This is a genomic window from Acidovorax sp. 93 (assembly GCF_003633835.1).
GTDB classification, from domain to species: Bacteria; Pseudomonadota; Gammaproteobacteria; order Burkholderiales; family Burkholderiaceae_C; genus Acidovorax; species Acidovorax facilis.
Genome location: NZ_RBIT01000001.1, coordinates 687,744 through 705,799, shown reverse-complemented (window position 1 = coordinate 705,799; position 18,056 = coordinate 687,744). Strand labels below are relative to the sequence as shown.

Below are 18,056 nucleotides of genomic sequence, written 5' to 3'. Positions count from 1 at the left end.
ATGGCAGCCCGGTCGGAGCGTCAGCCTGCCAGTTGCTGCCAGGTGGCGATCACGCTGTCGGGGTTGAGCGAGATCGACGAGATGCCCTCCTTGGCCAGCCACTGCGCAAAGTCAGGGTGGTCGCTGGGGCCCTGACCGCAGATGCCGATGTACTTGCCCTGGGCCAGGCAGGCCTTGATGGCCTGATGGATCAGTGCCTCGACAGCGGGGTCGCGTTCGTCAAAGTCCTGCGCCAGCAGCTCCAGGCCCGAATCACGGTCCAGGCCCAGCGTGAGCTGGGTCAGGTCGTTGGAGCCGATGGAGAAGCCGTCGAAGAACTCCAGGAAGCGCTCGGCCAGGATGGCGTTGCTCGGCACTTCGCACATCATGATGACCTTGAGATCGTCCTTGCCGCGCTGAAGGCCATGGGTGGCCAGCAGCTTGGTCACGCGCTCGGCCTGGCCCAGCGTGCGCACAAACGGCACCATCACCTGCACGTTGGTCAGGCCCATGTCGTTGCGCACGCGCTTGAGCGCCTCGCACTCCATGGCAAAGGCTTCACCGAAGTCTTCGCTGATGTAGCGGGCTGCGCCACGGAAGCCGAGCATCGGGTTTTCTTCCTCGGGCTCGTAGCGGCTGCCGCCGATGAGCTTGCGGTATTCGTTGGACTTGAAGTCCGACAGGCGCACGATGACGGGCTTGGGCCAGAAGGCGGCGGCAATAGTGGCCACGCCTTCGGCGACCTTGTCCACATAGAACGCCCTGGGGCTGGCATGGCCACGGGCCACGGACTCCACGGCCTTCTTCAGGTCGGCATCGATCTGGGGGTAGTCCAGGATGGCCTTGGGGTGCACACCAATGTTGTTGTTGATGATGAACTCCAGCCGGGCCAGGCCCACGCCTTCGTTGGGCAGCTGGCAGAAGTCAAAGGCCAGCTGGGGGTTGCCCACGTTCATCATGATCTTGGTCTTGATGGGGGGCATCGCGCCGCGCTGCACTTCGGTCACTTCGGTTTCAAGCAGGCCGTCATAGATCTTGCCCGTGTCGCCCTCGGAGCAGCTCACCGTGACCAGCGTGCCGTCCTTCAGCCGCTCGGTCGCGTCGCCGCAGCCGACCACGGCCGGGATGCCCAGCTCGCGCGCAATGATGGCGGCGTGGCAGGTGCGGCCACCCCGGTTGGTGACGATGGCGCTGGCGCGCTTCATCACAGGCTCCCAGTTGGGGTCGGTCATGTCGGTCACGAGCACATCGCCGGGCTGGACCTTGTCCATCTCGGAAATGTTGTGCACCAGGCGCACCGGGCCGGTGCCAATCTTCTGGCCAATGGCGCGGCCCTCGGCCAGCACGGTGCCATGGCCCTTGAGCTTGTAGCGCAGCTCGGCCTGGCCCTTGGCCTGGCTCTTCACGGTTTCAGGGCGGGCCTGCAGGATGTAAAGCTGGCCGTCGGTGCCGTCCTTGCCCCACTCGATGTCCATGGGGCGGCCATAGTGCTGCTCGATCACGAGCGCGTAGCGCGCCAATTGCTCCACGTCTGCGTCGGTCAGCGAGTAGCGGTTGCGCTGCTCGGTGGGCACATCAATGGTCTTGACCAGCTTGCCGCTGGCGGCCTTTTCCTCAGGCGTGGAGAACACCATCTGGATCAGCTTGCTGCCCAGGTTGCGGCGGATCAGCGCCTTCTTGCCGGCCTGGAGCATGGGCTTGTGCACGTAGAACTCATCGGGGTTCACGGCGCCCTGCACCACGGTTTCGCCCAGGCCGTAGCTGCTGGTGATGAAGACCACGTCCTCAAAGCCGGACTCGGTATCGATGGTGAACATCACGCCGGCGGCGCCCAGGTCGGAGCGCGCCATGCGCTGCACACCGGCCGACAGGGCCACCACATCGTGCTCGAAGCCCTTGTGCACACGGTAGGAAATGGCGCGGTCGTTGTACAGCGACGCGAACACTTCCTTCATCTTGTGCATGACTTCGTCGATGCCCACCACGTTCAGGAAGGTTTCCTGCTGGCCGGCAAACGATGCGTCGGGCAAATCCTCGGCCGTGGCGGAAGAGCGCACGGCAAACGAGGCAGCGGGGTTGCCAGCACTCAGCTTGGCAAATTCGTCGGCAATGGCCTTTTGCAGGTCGGCCGGGAAGGGCTGGGCCTCGACCATCGCGCGAATTTCTGCACCGACTTGTGCAAGGGCGCGCACGTCTTCGGTGTCCAGGCTCTTGAGCTTGGCGCTGATGCGGTCGGCCAGGCCGTCATAGGCCAGGAACTCGCGGAACGCGTGGGCGGTGGTGGCAAAGCCCGTGGGCACACGCACGCCCTGCGGCAGCTGGGAGATCATCTCGCCGAGGCTGGCGTTTTTACCGCCAACGACCTCGACATCGGTCATTCTCAGGTTTTCAAACGGTACGACCAGGGCGGTCGGGCTGAAAAGTGCAGACATGGGAAAGCTCCAGAAGTTGAAACCGGGTCTGCGTGCCGGGCCCTGGATGGCTCCTGGCAGGCGGCCATGCACGGCCTGAGGCTTTGTCGTTGTGGTTGTGGGCCGACGCGGTGCATGGTGAGAATTGGATAATTGTGACAATTGTAGGCCCGAGCATCTGGCAGCGGGCTGACGCTTTCACGCGACTTACGCAAATCGGGCAATCACCACTTCTTTGTGGTGGCAACCCGGCTGGCGCAAGCCGCATCCAAAAAAAGGGGCTCCATGCACTCGCGCACCGTATTTTTTGTCTCTGACGGCACCGGTATCACCGCCGAAACCTTCGGCAACGCCATCCTGGCCCAATTCGAGATGAAGCCGCGCCATGTGCGCCTGCCCTTCATCGACACGGTGGACAAGGCCCACCAGGCCGTGCGGCAGATCAACCACACCGGAGAAGTCGAGGGCAAAAAGCCCATCGTCTTCACCACGCTGGTCAACATGGAAGTGCTCAAGGTCATCCAGGACGGCTGCAAGGGCATGCTGCTCGATATGTTCGGCACCTTCGTCCACCCGCTGGAGCAGGAGCTGGGCATCAAATCGCACCACCGTGTGGGCCGCTTCAGCGACGTGAGCCGCAGCAAGGAATACACAGACCGCATCGAAGCCATCAACTTCAGCCTGGCCCATGACGACGGCCAGAGCAACCGCGACCTGGCAGGTGCCGACGTGATCCTGGTGGGCGTGAGCCGCAGCGGCAAGACCCCCACCAGCCTGTATCTGGCCATGCAATGTGGCCTGAAAGCCGCCAACTACCCGCTGATCCCCGAGGATTTCGAGCGCCGCCAGCTGCCCCCTGCCCTGGTGCCGTTTCGCAGCAAGATCTTTGGCCTGACCATCAGCCCCGACCGCCTGGCCGAGATCCGCGCCGAGCGCCGCCCCAATTCGCGCTACGCCAGCCTGGAGAACTGCCGCATGGAGGTCTCCGAAGCCGAGGCCATGATGCGCCGCGCAGGCATCCGGTGGTTGTCCACCACCACCAAGTCGATTGAAGAGATTGCGACGACCATCCTGCAGGAGATTCGGCCGGAGAGGCTGGTGTATTGAGCAGCGTTGCATGGCAAGTACGACCCAACCTCCCTCGGGGGCCATGGCGGATTCATGCAAAAACAGGCTCTACCGCGCTACTGACAAGCGCAACACGCTATAAATAATATAGCAATGTTTTCACAGGACCGGCGGTGCAGTCTGGCTTGCTCCGCAGACCCCGCCCGCAGATCACGGCAAACCACTGCCAGCGGGGCCATCGCCCCCAAACAATTCAAACACCATGCTGCGCAGCCATTGGTTCACCGGCTCGCGGTGCACCTTGGCGTGCCAGAACACGCTGATGGGCGCGTCAGGCAGTTTGACGGGGTGCGTGCGCACCACCAGGCCAAAGGGCTCGACCAGCTTGAGCGCCAGCCGCTCCGGCACCGTCGCCACCAGCGCCGTGCTTTGGAGGATGTGGCCCACGCTCACAAAGTGCGGCACGCTCAGCCGCACCAGGCGGTCGATGCCGGCCTTCTGGATCAATTCATCCACCTTGCCGTGCCCCGTGCCCGCCGACACGATCACCAGATGCTCTGCCGCCTTGTAGTCCGACAGCAGCAGCTTGGGCCGGTCCAGCGCGTGGCCCTTTCGGAACAGACACACATAACGCTGGCGGAACAAGCGCCGCTGGAAAAACCCGGCTTTCAGCTGCGGCAGCAGGCCGATGGCCAGGTCCACTTTTCCTGCCTCCATGTCTTCGCGCAGATGGGCGGCGTTGTTGCGCACGGTGTTCAGCGTGACGCCCGGCGCCTCCCGCTCCAGGCGCTCCAGCAGCGCGGGCAGGAAGACGATCTCGCCAATGTCTGTCATGCCGATGGTGATGGTGCGCTTGTGCGTTGCGGGCGTGAACTGCGTGCGCTGGTTCAGCCCGCTGTGGATCATGCCCAGCGCATAGCCCACGGATTCGCCCAGTTGCTCGGCAAACGGCGTGGGCACCATGCCGCCCGAGGTGCGCAAGAACAGCTCGTCGCCAAAAATGCGCCGAAGCTTGGCCAGCGCGTTGCTGACCGCAGGCTGCGTCAGCCCCAGGTTGTCGGCCACCTTCGACACGCGCCGTTCGACCATGAGTTGCTGAAACAGCACCAGCAGGTTCAGGTCGATATCCGATAGCTCCATCACTACTCCATCAGCTCGGGTGATATGAAGTGGCGATGGTATTGCAGCCAGTGATTCGCAGGCGCTTTCGTGGGCACAATGGGCTGGATGAAATCGACCGCAGCCCGCCATGGACATCCTCGTTCAGCCGCTTAACCGCGTGATCCGCGCCGAGCCCGGCGTGAACCTGCTCGACGCCCTGCGCGCGGCGCAGGTTCCGATGTCGTATTCATGCCTGTCGGGCCGCTGCGGCATCTGCCGCTGCCGGGTGCTGTCTGGTGAGGTGCTCGATGGCGGGCGCGAGCAGCAGCGCCCGCTGGACGGCGTGGACGGTGCCGTGCTGGCTTGCCAGACCTATGTGACCGAGCCCTGCACCATCGAAGTGCCCGCCCCCGAAGAGGCCGTGGTGCACCGCGCCCGCGTGGCCAAGGCCACCGTGGTGGCCATCGAGCCACTGGCGGCAGACATCCGGCGCCTGCTGCTCAAGGTGGCAAAACCGATTGCGTTTTCACCAGGCCAGTACGTGCAGTTGGGGTTCACGCCGACGCATGTGCGCCCCTACTCCATGGCAAACCAGCCGGGCGAACAGCTGCTGGAGTTTCATGTGCAACTCATGCCCCAGGGCCGGGTCAGCGGCTACATCGCCGGGCAGCTGAAGGTGGGGGACAAGGTCAAGGTCAGCGGGCCGCTGGGTGCGGCGTATCTGCGCCAACAGCACACGGGGCCCATGCTGTGCGTGGCTGGGGGCACCGGGCTGGCATCGGTGCTGTCGGTGGTGCGCGGCGCAGTGGCTGCCGGAATGCGCAACCCCATTCACCTGTACTTCGGCCTGCGCTCGCCGCGCGAGCTGTATGGCCTGGCGTGGCTGGACCATTTGCGCAGCGTGCACCCGGCCCTGCAGGTGCATGTGGTGGTGGCCTCGGGTGCCGACTCTGCCACGCAGCGGCGCGGGCTGGTGACCCAGGCCATCGAGCAGGACCACGCCAGCCTGCAAGGCTGGCAGGCGTATCTGTGCGGATCGCCGCCGATGGTGGAGACCACCACACTGCTGGCGCTGGGCAAAGGCCTGGAGGCGGCGCACCTCCATGCCGAGGCTTTTTACATGCAGGGCGACTGATTCCATCTCCAAATCATCCGTGTCGTTGTTGCTTCGCCTTGCCGTGCTACAGCACTGTCTGCGGCTTCGCGCCTAGACACGAATGATTTGGAAACGGAATGAGGTTCTTGGAGTCGCCTGAATCCACTTGAACCGCTCACTCAGCGCGGTCGAAGCGCCGCAAGAGGCTTCGACAAGCTCAGCCCGCATCCGGCTGCTCGCTGGGCGCCGCCTTGCGAAACGCTTCCAGCTGCGCGCAGGCCGCGTCCACCGCCTGCACCAGCGGCCAGCGCGACAAGTCCACCCTGAAGCGGCGCGCGCTCTCCACCTGCGGAACCAGGTACACATCGGCCAGCGTGGGGGTGCTGCCAAAGCAGAAATCACCGCGTTGCGGGTCCTTCAACAGCAGCGCCTCAATGGCATCAAAGCCCGCGCTGATCCAGGTGCCGCACCAGTCGTTCACAGCTGCATCGTCCGCACCAAAGCGGTGGCGCAGCGCCTCCAAAATGCGGCGGTTGTTGATGGGGTGGATGTCGCAGCCCACGATGGCGGCCAGGGCGCGCAACTGGGCGCGATCGCCTGCATCGCCGGGCAGCAGCGGTGGGGTGGGATAGCGCTCTTCGAGCCACTCGATGATGGCGGGCGACTGGATCATCAGGCGTTCGTCGGCTTCCAGCACGGGCACCAACTGCTGCGGGTTGATGGCCTTGAAGGCATCGCCCAGATGCTCCTCACGCCGCAAATCGACCGCAATCTGCTCGTAGGCCAGCCCCTTGAGGTTGAGCGCAATGCGCAAGCGGTGGGATGTTCCGCTGCGGAAGAAGGAATAGAGCTTCATGGTCAGTCTCCGTCTCAGTCCAGGGCAATCTTGGCGCGCTTGACGACTTCACCGAACGTGCGCGAATCGCGTTCGATGGCCTTGGTGAGTTCAGCGGGCGGGCCAATGTAGGGCTCAAACCCGAAGGTCGCCAGGCGCTCCTTGACCTCCGGGGTGGCCAGCACCTTGCCCACGTCGGCATTGATCTTCTCGATGGCGGCCTTCGGCGTGCCAGCAGGCGCGAACAGGCCCACCCAGGTCTTCACTTCAAACCCGGACGGGCCGCCCGCTTCGCCCATGGTTGGAATGTCGGTGAAGCCCGCCAGACGCTGGGGCGCAGCCAGGGCCAAAAACTTCACCTTCTTGGCCTGGAACATCGGCCCGGCCGTCGCCGCCGTGCCAAACGCCCACTTGATATCGCCCGTGGCCACAGAGGTGTAGACGCTGCCCATGTCCTTGTAAGGCACATGCATCATCTTGGTGCCCGTTGCTGCCTCCAGACTCGCCGCGCCCACATGGGCCACGCTGCCGATGCCCCAGGAGCCGTAGGTGATGTCGCCTGGCGCCGCCTTGGCCGCCTTGATCAGATCGCCCACATCCTTCCAGGGCGAGTTGGCCGCCACCACCACAAAGAAGTTCGTGAAATACACCGGAGCGACGGGCTCGAAATCTTTGGTCGGTTCATAGGGCAGCTGCTTGAACACATGCGGCTGCAAGGCCATGTGCGTGTTGTCCACCTGCAGCAGCGTGTAGCCGTCTGGCGTTGCGCGCTTGGCATCGCCGATGGCGATGAAACCGTTGGCACCCGGCTTGTTGTCAATGACGAGTTGCTGCCCCCAATTGCGCGACAAGCGCTCGCTGAGGATGCGCATCACCGCATCGGGGCCGCTGCCGGGCGAATACGGCGCGACGGAGCGGACGGGCTTGGCGGGGAAGGTCTGCGCCACGGCGTTGGGCACGCTCGCGGCGGCCACAAAGGCCAGCGCGCAAAGCGCCAGGGCAGGTCTAAAAATCTGTGAACGAATGGCGGTCAGCATGGGGGGGGTGTCTCCTTGGTTTTATGAAAGCCGAATCCGGCTGGTGAGTGATGGATCAAACAGTGACTTGCGCACGGTGGCTGTGCAGCGCCTCAAAAATCGGCGCATCACTGAAGCGGAACAGGTCCAGCGCGCCAGCGGCCGATGCCTGGGCCGAGAACGGTTGCCACGACGGCACCACAAACAAGTCGCCCCGCGCCACCTGCCAGGTGCGTTCACCCACCGTGACGGTGCCGCTGCCGTCAAACACCTGGAACACCGACGACCCCACCTCACGCTGAACCCGCGTTGCGCCGCCTGCGCGCACGCGGTGCATTTCGGTCCGCATCGTGGGCAGCACATCGGCGCCGGTGGTGGGGTTGGTAAAGCGCACTGCTGCATGCCCGGGGCTCAGCGTGCCTGCCTGGCCTTCGTCTTCCAGCCCGAGCTGATCGGCCAGCGCACGGTCTGTGTCCACCCAGCGGTAGGCCAGCAGGGGCGTGGCGGGCTGCGCCTGCACCATCGATACCGGGCGCAGGCCCGGGTGGCCCCACAGCCTTTCGGAATAAGAACGCTCGGCGGTGGTGCGCTCGGCAGGCGGGAGCTTCTCGCGCCCCACTTCAAAAAACTGGCTCTCGGTGTAGTACGAGAACGGAATGTCCAGGCCGTCGATCCAGGCCATGGGCTCTGTAGCAGCGTTGTGGTGGGCATGCCAGTTCCAGCCGGCCTGGGGCAGAAAGTCGCCGCGCGACATGCGCACGGCATCGCCATTCACCACAGTCCACACGCCCTCGCCTTCCACCACAAAACGAAACGCGTGCTGCGTGTGCCGGTGCTCGGGGGCGTCTTCGCCGGGCATCAGGTACTGGATGGCGGCCCACAGCGTGGGCGTGGCAAAGGGGCGCCCGCCCAGCGCCGGGTTGGCCAGCGCAATCGCACGGCGCTCGCCGCCACGGCCCACGGGCACGATGGCGCCCGCCTGTGCGGCCAGGGCCTTCAAGCGGTCCCAGCGCCACAAGTGAGGCACGGCCTTGGATTGGGGCTGGCGGGGCATCAGGTCGCCAATCTGCGTCCAGAGCGGCACCAGCAGCTCTTGCTCAAAGCCCCGGTACAGCTGCTCCAGCTCGGGCGTCGGATCGGGCTGGCCATTGCCCGCAACGGCGTGCAGCCGCACGGGGGAAGGCGTGAGGTCGGTGGTCATGGTGGGGTTGCCTCCTGGATGTGGTTTTTTCTTACTCCGCCGGGCCAACGTGGAGCACGATGCTGCCCACGCCTTCAATGTGGCCGTCGATGCGGTCGCCCGCCAGCACGGGGCCTACGCCCTCGGGCGTGCCGGTGAAGATCAGGTCACCCGGCTGCAGGTGGTAGAACTTGGACAGGTCGGCAATCAGCTCGGGGATGTTCCAGATCAGCTTGGACAGGTCGGACTTCTGGCGCACAGCGCCATTGACCGACAGCTCCAGGTCGCCCTGGCCCAGCACCACCTGCGGCATGGGCACGATCTCGGAGACCACTGACGATTGCTCCACATCCTTGCCCAGGTCCCACGGCCGGCCCTTATCCCGCGCCACAAGCTGCAGGTCGCGGCGCGTCATGTCCAGGCCACAGGCATAGCCGTAGATGAGGCCGGGCGCATCGGCCTCGCTCACACGAAATCCGGGCGCACCAATGGCCAGCACCAGTTCCATTTCGTGGTGGTAGTTCTGCGTGCCGGGTGGGTAGGCCACGGTCGCGCCAGACTCGACCAGCGTGGACGGTGCCTTGGTGAAGTAGAACGGCACCTCCACCGCCTTGTCCACCGGGCGCCCCATCTCCACAGCATGCGCGTGGTAGTTGCGGCCCACAAAGAACAGGCGGTGGATGGGCAAGCGCTCGCTGCGGCCCCGCACGGGCAGCGAATAGACGGGGGGCGGGGTCCAGAGGTAAGTGGTTGACGTGGTTGCGGTCATCGGTGGTTTCCTTAGCGGGTTGTCGGGTTCGGTTCTGGTGGGCTTGGGTGCGGGTGCAGGCTTCTGTGCTGCGCGGCATCCAGTTGGGTTCACAGCTTTGCCATCGGCGTGTTCAGGTCGGCCAGCCGCTCGGCATTCACCGGCTTGCGCTGCTCGATCAGCCTGCGGGCAAAGCGCAGGTCGCGCGCTGCGTTGGCCCCTACGGCGGCCTGCACCACATCGCCCGCCAGGTAAAACAACACAAAGCTGCCGCTGGCCGGGTCGCCACGCTGCACCACGCGGTGCGCAGGCGTGGGCATGCCGTAGATCTGCAGGTTCATGCCGTACTGGTCGGACCAGAACCATGGCAACGGCTGGTAGTCCACGGCCTGGCCCAGGGCGGATCGCGCAGCAGCCATACCCTGCTCCTGCGCGTTCTGCCACGACTCCAGCCGCAGGCTCCGGCCCGCCCAGGGATTGGGTGCCACGGCCACATCGCCTGCGGCCAGGATGTGGGGGTCGGACGTGCGGCATTGGGCATCGACCAGCACGCCACCTTCGCAAGCCAGGCCCGCCTCGCGCGCCAGCTCGTCGTTGGGCACCAGGCCAACGCCCAGCACGATGGTGTCGCACGCCAGCGCGCTGCCATCGGCCAGCAAGACCTCCGAGCGAATATCTGCGCCGTCTGCGCCATCTGCAGCGCGGGCAAAGCCCCGCACCCCCGCGCCCAGCAACACGCGCACGCCCTGGGCGCGGTGCAGCGCCAGCAGGTACGCCGACACCTCGGCGGGCACGGTGCGCTCGCACAAGCGGCTTTGCGTCTCCACCACCACCACTTCCGCGCCCTGCTGGCGTGCGGTGGCCGCCACCTCCAGGCCGATCCAGCCACCGCCCACCACCACCACGCTGCGGCCAGGCCGAAGGGCCGGGGCCAGCGCCTGCGCGTCTTCAATGGTGCGCAGCGTGTGCAGCGGCACCTGGTCTGCGCCGGGCACGGCAAGCCGCCGGGCGCGCCCCCCGGTGCACAGGATGAGCTTGTCGTAGGGCTGCGCTGCGCCATCCGACAGCAGCACCTGCTTGGCAGCGCGGTCAATGCGGTGCACATGCACGCCGGGCCGCCATTGCACCGCCAGGGCGTCAAAGGCCTCGGGCTTCATGAGGCGCGTGCTCTCCGGCGCTGCTGCGCCCGATAGCACCGCCTTCGACAGCGGTGGCCGTTCGTGCGGCGGATGGGCTTCGTCACCGACCAGCACCACGCGGCCCGCAAAGCCTTCGCTGCGCAGCGTTTGCACCGCCCAGCCGCCCGCCTGGCCCGCACCGACGATCACGATGGTGTGGGACGAGTGGGCGTTTACGCCTTCATGCGGCAATGCGGCGGCCTCGACCTCAGGTCGTTCGGCAGTCATGGGGGCTCCTTGAGAGGTTCAGTCCAGGGCCAGCCACACGCGGCCGCCCTCGATCTTCACGGGGTAGCTGCGCAGCGGCTCGGTCACCGGCGCACAGGTGGGTTTGCCGTTGCGCACGTCAAACTTGCCCTGGTGCAGCGGGCATTCGATCTCGTGCCCTTCCAGAAACCCATCGCACAGGCGTGCATGGCCATGGGTGCAGATGTTGTCGGTGGCAAACACCTCGCCGCCCACGCCATACAGCGCAATGTCGCGCCCGGCCACGGCCAGGCCGATCACATCATCCTCGGGCACATCGCCGTGCGCGGCGGCGTCAATCCAGTTCGTCGTCATCGTCGTCATGGCGGCTCCTCAGATGGGGTAGATCAGCGAGTTGGGGATCATCTCGCTGTCGTAGACGACGAGGCGCGACGCGAACTTCAGGCCCTCGGGCGTCGGCACCACTTCATCCAGCGTGCGCCCCACGTTGAACACCGTCGATTCCTTCGACAGGCGTGTGCGCAGCACTGCATAGTTGGCCTCGCAGTGGATGCGGCCATCCGCATCCACCTGGTGCACCAGCGGCGCACCCACCACATGGCGCTGGTAATAGGGGTCGTGGAACAGCGTCTCACGGATGCCGTAAACGCGGTCTTTCAGCATGCCCTTGCTGTCAAACGCCAGCGTGGCCAGCGGAAACCCGCGCTCGTGGTTTTCGCGCGGCTGCAGCTTGTACACGCAGTGGTCGATGAAAAATTCAGGCCACGCCTCCCAGTCCGCCGCGTCGAGCGCGCGGGCGTAGCGGGCGTAGAGCTGGTTCAGTTCGAAGTAGGTCTGGAAGTCCATGGTCAAGCCTCCGCCTCCATCACCTTGCGCCAGTATTCGTACATGCCCCGGATCAGCGTCTCGGTCACCATGTGGTCCGTGTCGCCCACATCGCGCCCGCCCAGCTCGGCCAGCGTGCGGTGCGCGGGCTTGGTCTCAAAGCCTTCTTGCGACCACTCGATCACCTCGCCATCGTCGGCCGACACAAAGCCCGCCGGGCCGAACAGATTGGCCTGGCGCAGGCGGCGCTGCGTCATCTCCTCGCTGTCGTCCTCAAAGCCGAAATGCGTCCACACAAAATCAAAAGCGCCCTTGCCATCGGGCTGGATGTGGCGCGTGGACACGCTGTTGACCTGCTGCTGAAAAATCACGCTGGGGAACACGGTCATCATCACCGCCGTGGGCACAGATGCCGGTGCGTTGGGCGCCGCAGCATCACCACTGCTGGCAGCCAGGGGTGGCCCCGCCCACCAGTCCTCCTGCGCAATGTCCAAAAAGCGCGGGTCATTCAGCGACATGCTGGCCTTGAAGCTGGACACCTGCGTCACATCCGCCGCCTTGCCCGCAGCGCCACGGGTCGAGACCATGGCCGCATGGCGGTGCTGCGCATCCATCAGCAGTTCCGACTTGTTGTCTGCTCGCCAGAGCCCAAAGGTAACGAACCAGGTGTGCAGGAGGCCGGGGTGGTACGGGTCTTTGATGTTCTCTTGCATCAGCTTCCAGTTGCCCGGAATGCGCTGGCGGTTGTAGCCCAGGATGGTGAGCTTGCGGCCATTGAACAGCCGGTCAAAGTAGCCCAGGATGGTGGGGCCCAAGAACTCCTCCAGCGGCTCCACGCTGTGGTCGAACGACGCAAACACCACACCGCCACGGGTGGCCACCTTGAGCTTGGTCAGCCCATGCTCTGCCGTGTTGAAATCCGCAGGCATGCCGCCATTGACCTTGCCATCCTGCTTCACGCCGCGCCGAAACGGCACACCCTGCAAGTCGCCCGACAGGGTGTAGTTCCACTGGTGGTACGGGCAGGTCAGGCTCTCGCGGTTGCCATGCCGCTCGCGGCAAAACGCCATGCCACGGTGGGCGCAGACGTTTTCCACCACATGGATCGAAGCATCCTTGTCGCGCACCAGCAGCACCGAACGCTCGCCGATCACCGTGCGCTTGAAATCCCCCGCGTTGGGAATCTCTGCCTCCAGGCCGACATAACACCAGTGCCCGTTGTAGAACAAACGGTCCAGCTCCTTGCGGTACAGCGCCTCATCGGTATAGGCCTGAAAGGGAATGCGGCTGGTGCCGTCCGTCTCCCAGCGGATCTGCTGCGGGAACACGGTCACGGGGCATTCATGCATGGGCGTCTCCTTTGTGTTTTGTCATTGCCAATCAATCAGTCGATCCATCGATCCATCAGTCTTTTGGAGCCAGTACGGATGCACCCAGCGCCTGGGGACCGATCATTCGCGCTGCGGCAATATCAGTCAATGGAACGCTAGTGATGTTTCACATCACTGGTGTGAATATGACTTTGACGGCGGTGCGGGAGATTGCAGGGCCATGTGGCGGTGCAAGGCGCGCGAGGCCGCGCCGCACGCAGGTTGCGTGAGCGGGACAAACGGGAACGGGTACTGGGGGTGGTCGGCCGAGAACCATCTACCGATGGGTCTGGGCCGGGCGGACAGCCTGCGTGGCAGGGAGGCCGTTGGGGACAATGCTCAGCCGATGGGTGGCTGGGCCAAGCGAGGGCATTTCAAATCAGCTCAGATCAACAGGGGCTGCTTTGCAGCGATTGCTGTCATCCGAGCTTTCCCGCCGAATGAGTACTATCGGCCAAAAGCAGACGCTTGAGATCGTGACCAAATCAGAGTTCGCAATCCTTATCCTTTGGGTCATCCTGCCTCCTTTGCTGGTTGGCGGTGCTTTGATGTGGAGACTCCAGCGTGGAGTTCGTCCTCAGATTGCCTTCGTGCTGCTCTCGCTGGTATTGATGGTTGCCCTTTTACTGTTCGGCCCGAATTGGCTTGGTCGCTACCTTGGGTTGCACGACATCGAATTTCTGGGGCGTCACATGATGTGGGCACCGCTTGGTTGGGTTTGTGCGATTGCAGCTTGGCCTGTCGTTGCTCTCCTGTCGCGCCGCAAAAAACGTATGTCCTGATGGGTTGCCCAACACTTCTTGTGCTTGGAAGCGCTGGCAGAATTCGGCCAGTAGCAGCCAGTCACCGCCAATGTAAGTGGACGTTCAACGTGCGTATGACTGGCGCCTTGCGACCGGACGTCGAAAGGCGTCCGTGTTCTTAGATTGCACCTCTCGGCCTCCGCAGGCCTCTGGTGCCGACGAATGCAAGGCATGCCAAGCTCAACAAAGCCAACAGCAGGGACGCCAGTTTTGTAGCCTCGGCAGCTGAAGGGGGACAGTTAACGGCGTACTCCTCGCAGGAGTAGTGCTTCTCCCTAAACGTGACATCATCTCGGGTTCCCAGATCGTCTTTTCTATCGACGCCAATAGAGTAGACGGAGAATTCGCTGCCTCGTACTCGATAAACGTAAGCTTGGTCCCAGGGGTCGCTACCAAAATTTCGGATGTAACCGGCAGCGGAAAGGGCTTCTAAGGAAGCGGGTAGCGAGCCGACTTCTTTCTGGTACCGAATGATCGCCATTCGAGCTTCATCAAGCTGGATCAGCGCGTAGTTGATCTTGGGATGCTTGAAACGAAGAGGCTCCGCAATCTCGGCCGCAACGAACGCGCCTACAGCGACTAGTAATGCCAAGGTGCAGTGGGCGACTCGAAGCATGGCGTGAAATCTAACGAGAAAGTGAGCGGACAAACGCTGAGTCCGCAAACTATAGCGTGCCAATAGGCTGAACCTGGCCCACCTTCTATGCAGTTTGGAACCGATCAATCTGAATCAACGGCTGCTTTTGGGAAGGGATACCCACTGTCGGCTCAGGGCCCGATAGCGTCCCTCGCCGTCGGGCAGAATTCGGCCAAGAGTGGCCGGTGGCAGCAAGTGAAAGCGGACGTTCAACGTTTGACATGAGAGGCGAATATAGGCAGAAACAGTTCGTCGAAAGGAGTCCTCTCGATGAAAGGTTAGTGCTTACCAGGCTCCTCAAGTCTGCTTTGGATTTTCTCGATGAGGTACTCGTAGCCTTCAAGGGAAACGTCGTCCTCACTTGGTTGCCAAAGACCTGAATGAAGAAGTGCGCGAGCCTCTTCCAGCACTTCAGCGGCCGCATACTTATCTAAGAGAACATCGGTAAGTGATTCGGCGTAGCTTATGAGCGCGAGTGGCGAGCCTGGATCGGCCTGCAGCGCCTCCTGGTAAAGCTTGTGTGCTTGGCTGAGGTTGGCATCCAGTGCCTCTACATCTGCAAGCCGAAATAGCAGGCCAGAGATCAATGACGCGCCTCCTGCCTCTGTTCCAGCAGCGAGGCACTCCATGAGCGCACGGCGCGCGGTGGCGAAATCGCCATCAGCCTTCGCGAAGACGGCTGTCTTGTACGGCGGGAAGGTGGACAGATTAAATGTCATTGGGTGCGCTCTAACGTTTGAGGTAAGCGGATGCCGAAGGCAATCCTCGCTTGACTGCAATGTTATGCCTAGGGCGTCGATCAATCCGTCTTCAATGAATGGCCGCTTTTGGGGAGGTATACCCACCGGCGGCTCAGGGCCCGCTAGCGTCCTTCGCCGTGGGGCAGAATTCGGCCAGAAGCGATCGGTCACCTCAAATGAAAGCGGACGCTCAACATGAAGGTGACCGGCCGCTGCGGGCGGTCGGGTTGACTGACATGTTAAGCCGTTCAGCCATTGCACAGCGTCCTATGCTGCGACACACGGCCTTGCGCAAGTTCGAGAGCGCAAACGCACCCAGAACCGACTTGTACGAAGACACTGGAGCCGATAACCTGACTTTTCCAGCTGCGTTCTTTTGCCATTCCCGTAATCTCAGTAGTGGAACTTGCCGATCCAAGCGCGGCGCAAGATGCGGCAACCTGCTGCGGTGGGCCCGGCCGGAGCGAAGGAACAATGCCTTCAACAACCGCGTACGCCAAGCCCAGAATACACAAGGCGGCTCCAATGCCCATTGACCAAGAAAGTTGGCTTTTCATGGGCGATTTAACGATTAAGGCCAGCGGAGGCCGAAGGCCGTCCGTGCTGGGCCGATTTGTTAAGAGGCAATCGGGTGCGCATCAAGAAATGCTTTGATTCGTCCCTCTTCTTTTGCCACATGCTCAGCAATGTGAAAAATCTCTGACTTCAACGGGTGCGCAAGGGCTGCCTCGCGCGTCAGGAAGTCTTTCTCAGAGTCGGGGGAAATCCACTGCGACTCTTCTGGTTCTAGCATCGAGAAGCCATTGTGGGTCGACGTTCGGAAGATGAGAACACCGAAGAAGGCATGATTTGGTCGAGACGTTTCGTCCCCCCAGTCTCCGCCGATCTCGATGCGTGCATTGACCTGAGCTTCTGCATGCCCTTCACACCAAGATGCTTCGTACACCGCATAAGCATCGTTGTCGCGATAGATATAGCCATGAGTTGACTCTATGACCGTACCGCAGCAATCACACTCATGCGACTCTCTAGCTGGCCCCATTTCGATTTCGATGACTGACATTGCTTCTTAACGTTTGACATGAGAGGCGCGACCCGGCAAGCCGGGTCGCGCCTCTCGATGGAAGAGTTAGGCGGCTACTGCAAGGGCCTGGATGCGGAGCATTGCATCAGAAAACTTCCCATAGATGTCCTCGTCGGCGCTGTATTCAACTTGGCGTTCGGAAATGTACTGAGCGGCCGGCAAAAGGGCAGAAAGAATTGGCTTGATTGACGCTGGAGAAGTCTCCAGCCGACGCATGATCAGATTTAGAAAGCTATCGGCGGCCGTTGATGCATCAATGCCATAGTTGATCTCGAACACACGCGGCGACAAGACAAAGTCTCGGTAAGCAAGCATGTAGTACCGGAATGCGATGTCCGGCATGACGCTCAGATCTTCCACTCGGGACAGAAGATCAGTCGTCTCAAACAAGCGAATTGCCTCTCGATACGTCTGACCGCCAAATTTCCTGAATGCATAGTCCAGGTCGAAGTCTCCTGCGATATCGCCCCAGTCCGCAGTGGATGGCGGAGGAAGGTCCATAAGACGCCTAACGTTGGCGCTGTACGGCGCGCAGCCCGCGCCGCGAAGCGGCAACCTGTGGCTGCGTGTCCGCGACGAGCAACCTGTTATGCGGCTTTGTACTAGGGCACATAGACCATATAAACGACGAATTCGAAGCCGCCTTGAGCCTCTGATACCTGAAGGCTCAGCACAAGATCGCTTCTCCCCTCTGAAAGCGACCAAAGATCAATAAGTGCATCCCATCGATCGCCTTGCCAAATGCATACGGAGGAAGCCCACGTTTCTTCCGGCAGCGCAACCAACTCTGCTCCGTAGTCTTGGATGTAACTTTTGATGTGCTCCGCCGTTTTAGTAGAAACCGGAGCCACGCCAGGTACACCAGCATTGAGTTGATAGTCATGGCGCACAAATGCATCAACAACTCTACAAATGACTGGGCGCCAGGCTGTCGGGATAGGAAGCTCCGATTCCGAATCCTTGATTGCCAAAACCACCGGTTCATTCTTACTCGAGTTCATTCACAACGCTTTCTGAAGCGGCATAACGTAATTTAGACCGCAAAACCTGCGGGCTAAGCTGTACCGTGTGGGATATTCTGGACACTGATTTCTCCTGGAGGTGGCTTGTAGCATAGGTTTGCAAGGCATGCCCTGTTTAACCGTCCAGGCATAAAAATCCCGCGAAACCCGGCAGGCGTCAACTCGGCAAACTATAGCTTGCCTGTAGGCAGACACCGGGATTTACAACAGCAGCGTGCAACATGTCAAAGGCAGCTTCCAGGTGGCGCTTCACAACGGCAGCTCAGAGCCCGATAGCGTCCCTCGCCGTCGGGCAGAATTCGGCCAGGAGCGGAAATTCACGATATGTCGAATACCTCAATAGCCGAGCGAGTGCTGGAAATTGCGGACAAGTACGCTACTGGCTTAGCTCCCGCGAGCGCAATTGCCGCAAGTCTTGAGCTACATCTTTCGGCGCTTGAAGGCGTCCCCAAAGACTTGCAGGACAGGCTTCATGCGTTGTCTATTTTGGTTATCGCAGAAGATGTTTCGCCACAAGAAGCGGAGGAGCTCGGAATGCTACCTTGCAGCAATTCACTATCTGAGCTTCGGAGGATTCTTCGCCAACTTTGAGCGAGAAACAGACGAGACATCCCTGTCTGCTTTGGGCTCGTTGCAGTCGTTTGTCCTGGGCCTGTCAGCGTCGGCTTTGCAGTGAAAGGCGGCGTAGGGGTACGTGCGTTGAGGCAGATTACTATCGCGGGCTAGTCAGGAGCGCACCGGGGGAATCCTGAAGAA

19 protein-coding genes are annotated in these 18,056 nt (G+C 62.3%); 4 read left to right on the top strand and 15 right to left on the bottom strand.

The features are described 5' to 3' along the window. Nucleotides 1–20: 20 nt before the first annotated feature. Nucleotides 21–2,411: a phosphoenolpyruvate synthase gene (gene ppsA, locus C8C93_RS03195; RefSeq protein WP_121505901.1), complete on the bottom strand. Its 2,391-nt coding sequence runs from the start codon at nt 2,409–2,411 to the stop codon at nt 21–23. A gap of 264 nt (nt 2,412–2,675) precedes the next feature. Between ppsA and C8C93_RS03190 the strand changes: the two genes are divergently transcribed. Then, on the top strand, nt 2,676–3,497 hold the full coding sequence (locus C8C93_RS03190; RefSeq protein ID WP_055398690.1) for a pyruvate, water dikinase regulatory protein: 822 nt from the start codon (nt 2,676–2,678) through the stop codon (nt 3,495–3,497). A gap of 171 nt (nt 3,498–3,668) precedes the next feature. Here the strand turns inward: C8C93_RS03190 and C8C93_RS03185 are convergent, their stop codons facing one another. Further along, nucleotides 3,669–4,598, bottom strand: coding sequence for a LysR family transcriptional regulator (locus tag C8C93_RS03185; RefSeq protein WP_121505900.1), 930 nt, complete (start codon nt 4,596–4,598; stop codon nt 3,669–3,671). Between the two features lie 109 nt (nt 4,599–4,707). Here C8C93_RS03185 and C8C93_RS03180 point away from each other — a divergent pair, with 109 nt between their 5' ends. After that, complete coding sequence (locus C8C93_RS03180; protein WP_121505899.1) at nt 4,708–5,694, top strand: 2Fe-2S iron-sulfur cluster-binding protein; 987 nt, start codon at nt 4,708–4,710, stop codon at nt 5,692–5,694. Nucleotides 5,695–5,872: 178 nt separating this feature from the next. On the opposite strand, the gene maiA is transcribed toward C8C93_RS03180, so the two are convergent. From maiA to C8C93_RS03140, 8 genes are all read right to left on the bottom strand, one after another. After that, nucleotides 5,873–6,511 (bottom strand): maleylacetoacetate isomerase, encoded by a 639-nt coding sequence (gene maiA, locus C8C93_RS03175; protein ID WP_121505898.1) that lies wholly within the window; start codon nt 6,509–6,511, stop codon nt 5,873–5,875. Between the two features lie 14 nt (nt 6,512–6,525). Beyond that, nucleotides 6,526–7,527 (bottom strand): tripartite tricarboxylate transporter substrate binding protein, encoded by a 1,002-nt coding sequence (locus C8C93_RS03170; RefSeq protein ID WP_121505897.1) that lies wholly within the window; start codon nt 7,525–7,527, stop codon nt 6,526–6,528. A gap of 55 nt (nt 7,528–7,582) precedes the next feature. Continuing rightward, entirely contained in the window at nt 7,583–8,707 is a 1,125-nt protein-coding gene (locus C8C93_RS03165; protein WP_121505896.1) for a cupin domain-containing protein, read from the bottom strand. Between the two features lie 31 nt (nt 8,708–8,738). Next, nucleotides 8,739–9,455, bottom strand: a complete 717-nt coding sequence (locus C8C93_RS03160; protein WP_121505895.1) for a fumarylacetoacetate hydrolase family protein — start codon at nt 9,453–9,455, stop codon at nt 8,739–8,741. An 89-nt stretch (nt 9,456–9,544) separates the two neighbouring features. Beyond that, nucleotides 9,545–10,840, bottom strand: coding sequence for an NAD(P)/FAD-dependent oxidoreductase (locus C8C93_RS03155; protein WP_121505894.1), 1,296 nt, complete (start codon nt 10,838–10,840; stop codon nt 9,545–9,547). Nucleotides 10,841–10,858: 18 nt separating this feature from the next. Continuing rightward, a complete protein-coding gene (locus C8C93_RS03150; RefSeq protein ID WP_121505893.1) occupies nt 10,859–11,182 on the bottom strand; it encodes a non-heme iron oxygenase ferredoxin subunit in 324 nt (107 codons plus the stop codon). 9 nt (nt 11,183–11,191) lie between these two features. Beyond that, nucleotides 11,192–11,665: an aromatic-ring-hydroxylating dioxygenase subunit beta gene (locus C8C93_RS03145; RefSeq protein ID WP_121505892.1), complete on the bottom strand. Its 474-nt coding sequence runs from the start codon at nt 11,663–11,665 to the stop codon at nt 11,192–11,194. 2 nt (nt 11,666–11,667) lie between these two features. Continuing rightward, nucleotides 11,668–12,993, bottom strand: a complete 1,326-nt coding sequence (locus C8C93_RS03140) for an aromatic ring-hydroxylating dioxygenase subunit alpha (protein WP_121505891.1) — start codon at nt 12,991–12,993, stop codon at nt 11,668–11,670. Between the two features lie 461 nt (nt 12,994–13,454). On the opposite strand from C8C93_RS03140, the gene C8C93_RS03135 reads away from it, so the two are divergent. Continuing rightward, a complete protein-coding gene (locus C8C93_RS03135; RefSeq protein WP_121505890.1) occupies nt 13,455–13,796 on the top strand; it encodes a hypothetical protein in 342 nt (113 codons plus the stop codon). 139 nt (nt 13,797–13,935) lie between these two features. Here C8C93_RS03135 and C8C93_RS03130 read toward each other — a convergent pair whose 3' ends face one another. The 5 genes from C8C93_RS03130 to C8C93_RS03115 form a co-directional block, all read right to left on the bottom strand. Beyond that, nucleotides 13,936–14,433, bottom strand: a complete 498-nt coding sequence (locus tag C8C93_RS03130) for a type II secretion system protein GspG (protein WP_147433723.1) — start codon at nt 14,431–14,433, stop codon at nt 13,936–13,938. Between the two features lie 299 nt (nt 14,434–14,732). Further along, nucleotides 14,733–15,173: a hypothetical protein gene (locus tag C8C93_RS03125; protein ID WP_121505888.1), complete on the bottom strand. Its 441-nt coding sequence runs from the start codon at nt 15,171–15,173 to the stop codon at nt 14,733–14,735. Nucleotides 15,174–15,810: 637 nt separating this feature from the next. After that, complete coding sequence (locus tag C8C93_RS24915; protein WP_147433722.1) at nt 15,811–16,257, bottom strand: hypothetical protein; 447 nt, start codon at nt 16,255–16,257, stop codon at nt 15,811–15,813. Between the two features lie 66 nt (nt 16,258–16,323). Further along, nucleotides 16,324–16,779 carry a hypothetical protein gene (locus C8C93_RS03120; protein WP_121505887.1) on the bottom strand — a complete coding sequence of 152 codons (456 nt, stop codon included), beginning with the start codon at nt 16,777–16,779 and terminating at the stop codon, nt 16,324–16,326. Between the two features lie 101 nt (nt 16,780–16,880). Continuing rightward, nucleotides 16,881–17,279 carry a hypothetical protein gene (locus C8C93_RS03115; protein WP_121505886.1) on the bottom strand — a complete coding sequence of 133 codons (399 nt, stop codon included), beginning with the start codon at nt 17,277–17,279 and terminating at the stop codon, nt 16,881–16,883. Nucleotides 17,280–17,624: 345 nt separating this feature from the next. On the opposite strand from C8C93_RS03115, the gene C8C93_RS24910 reads away from it, so the two are divergent. Next, nucleotides 17,625–17,891 (top strand): hypothetical protein, encoded by a 267-nt coding sequence (locus tag C8C93_RS24910; RefSeq protein ID WP_147433721.1) that lies wholly within the window; start codon nt 17,625–17,627, stop codon nt 17,889–17,891. Nucleotides 17,892–18,056 lie beyond the last annotated feature (165 nt).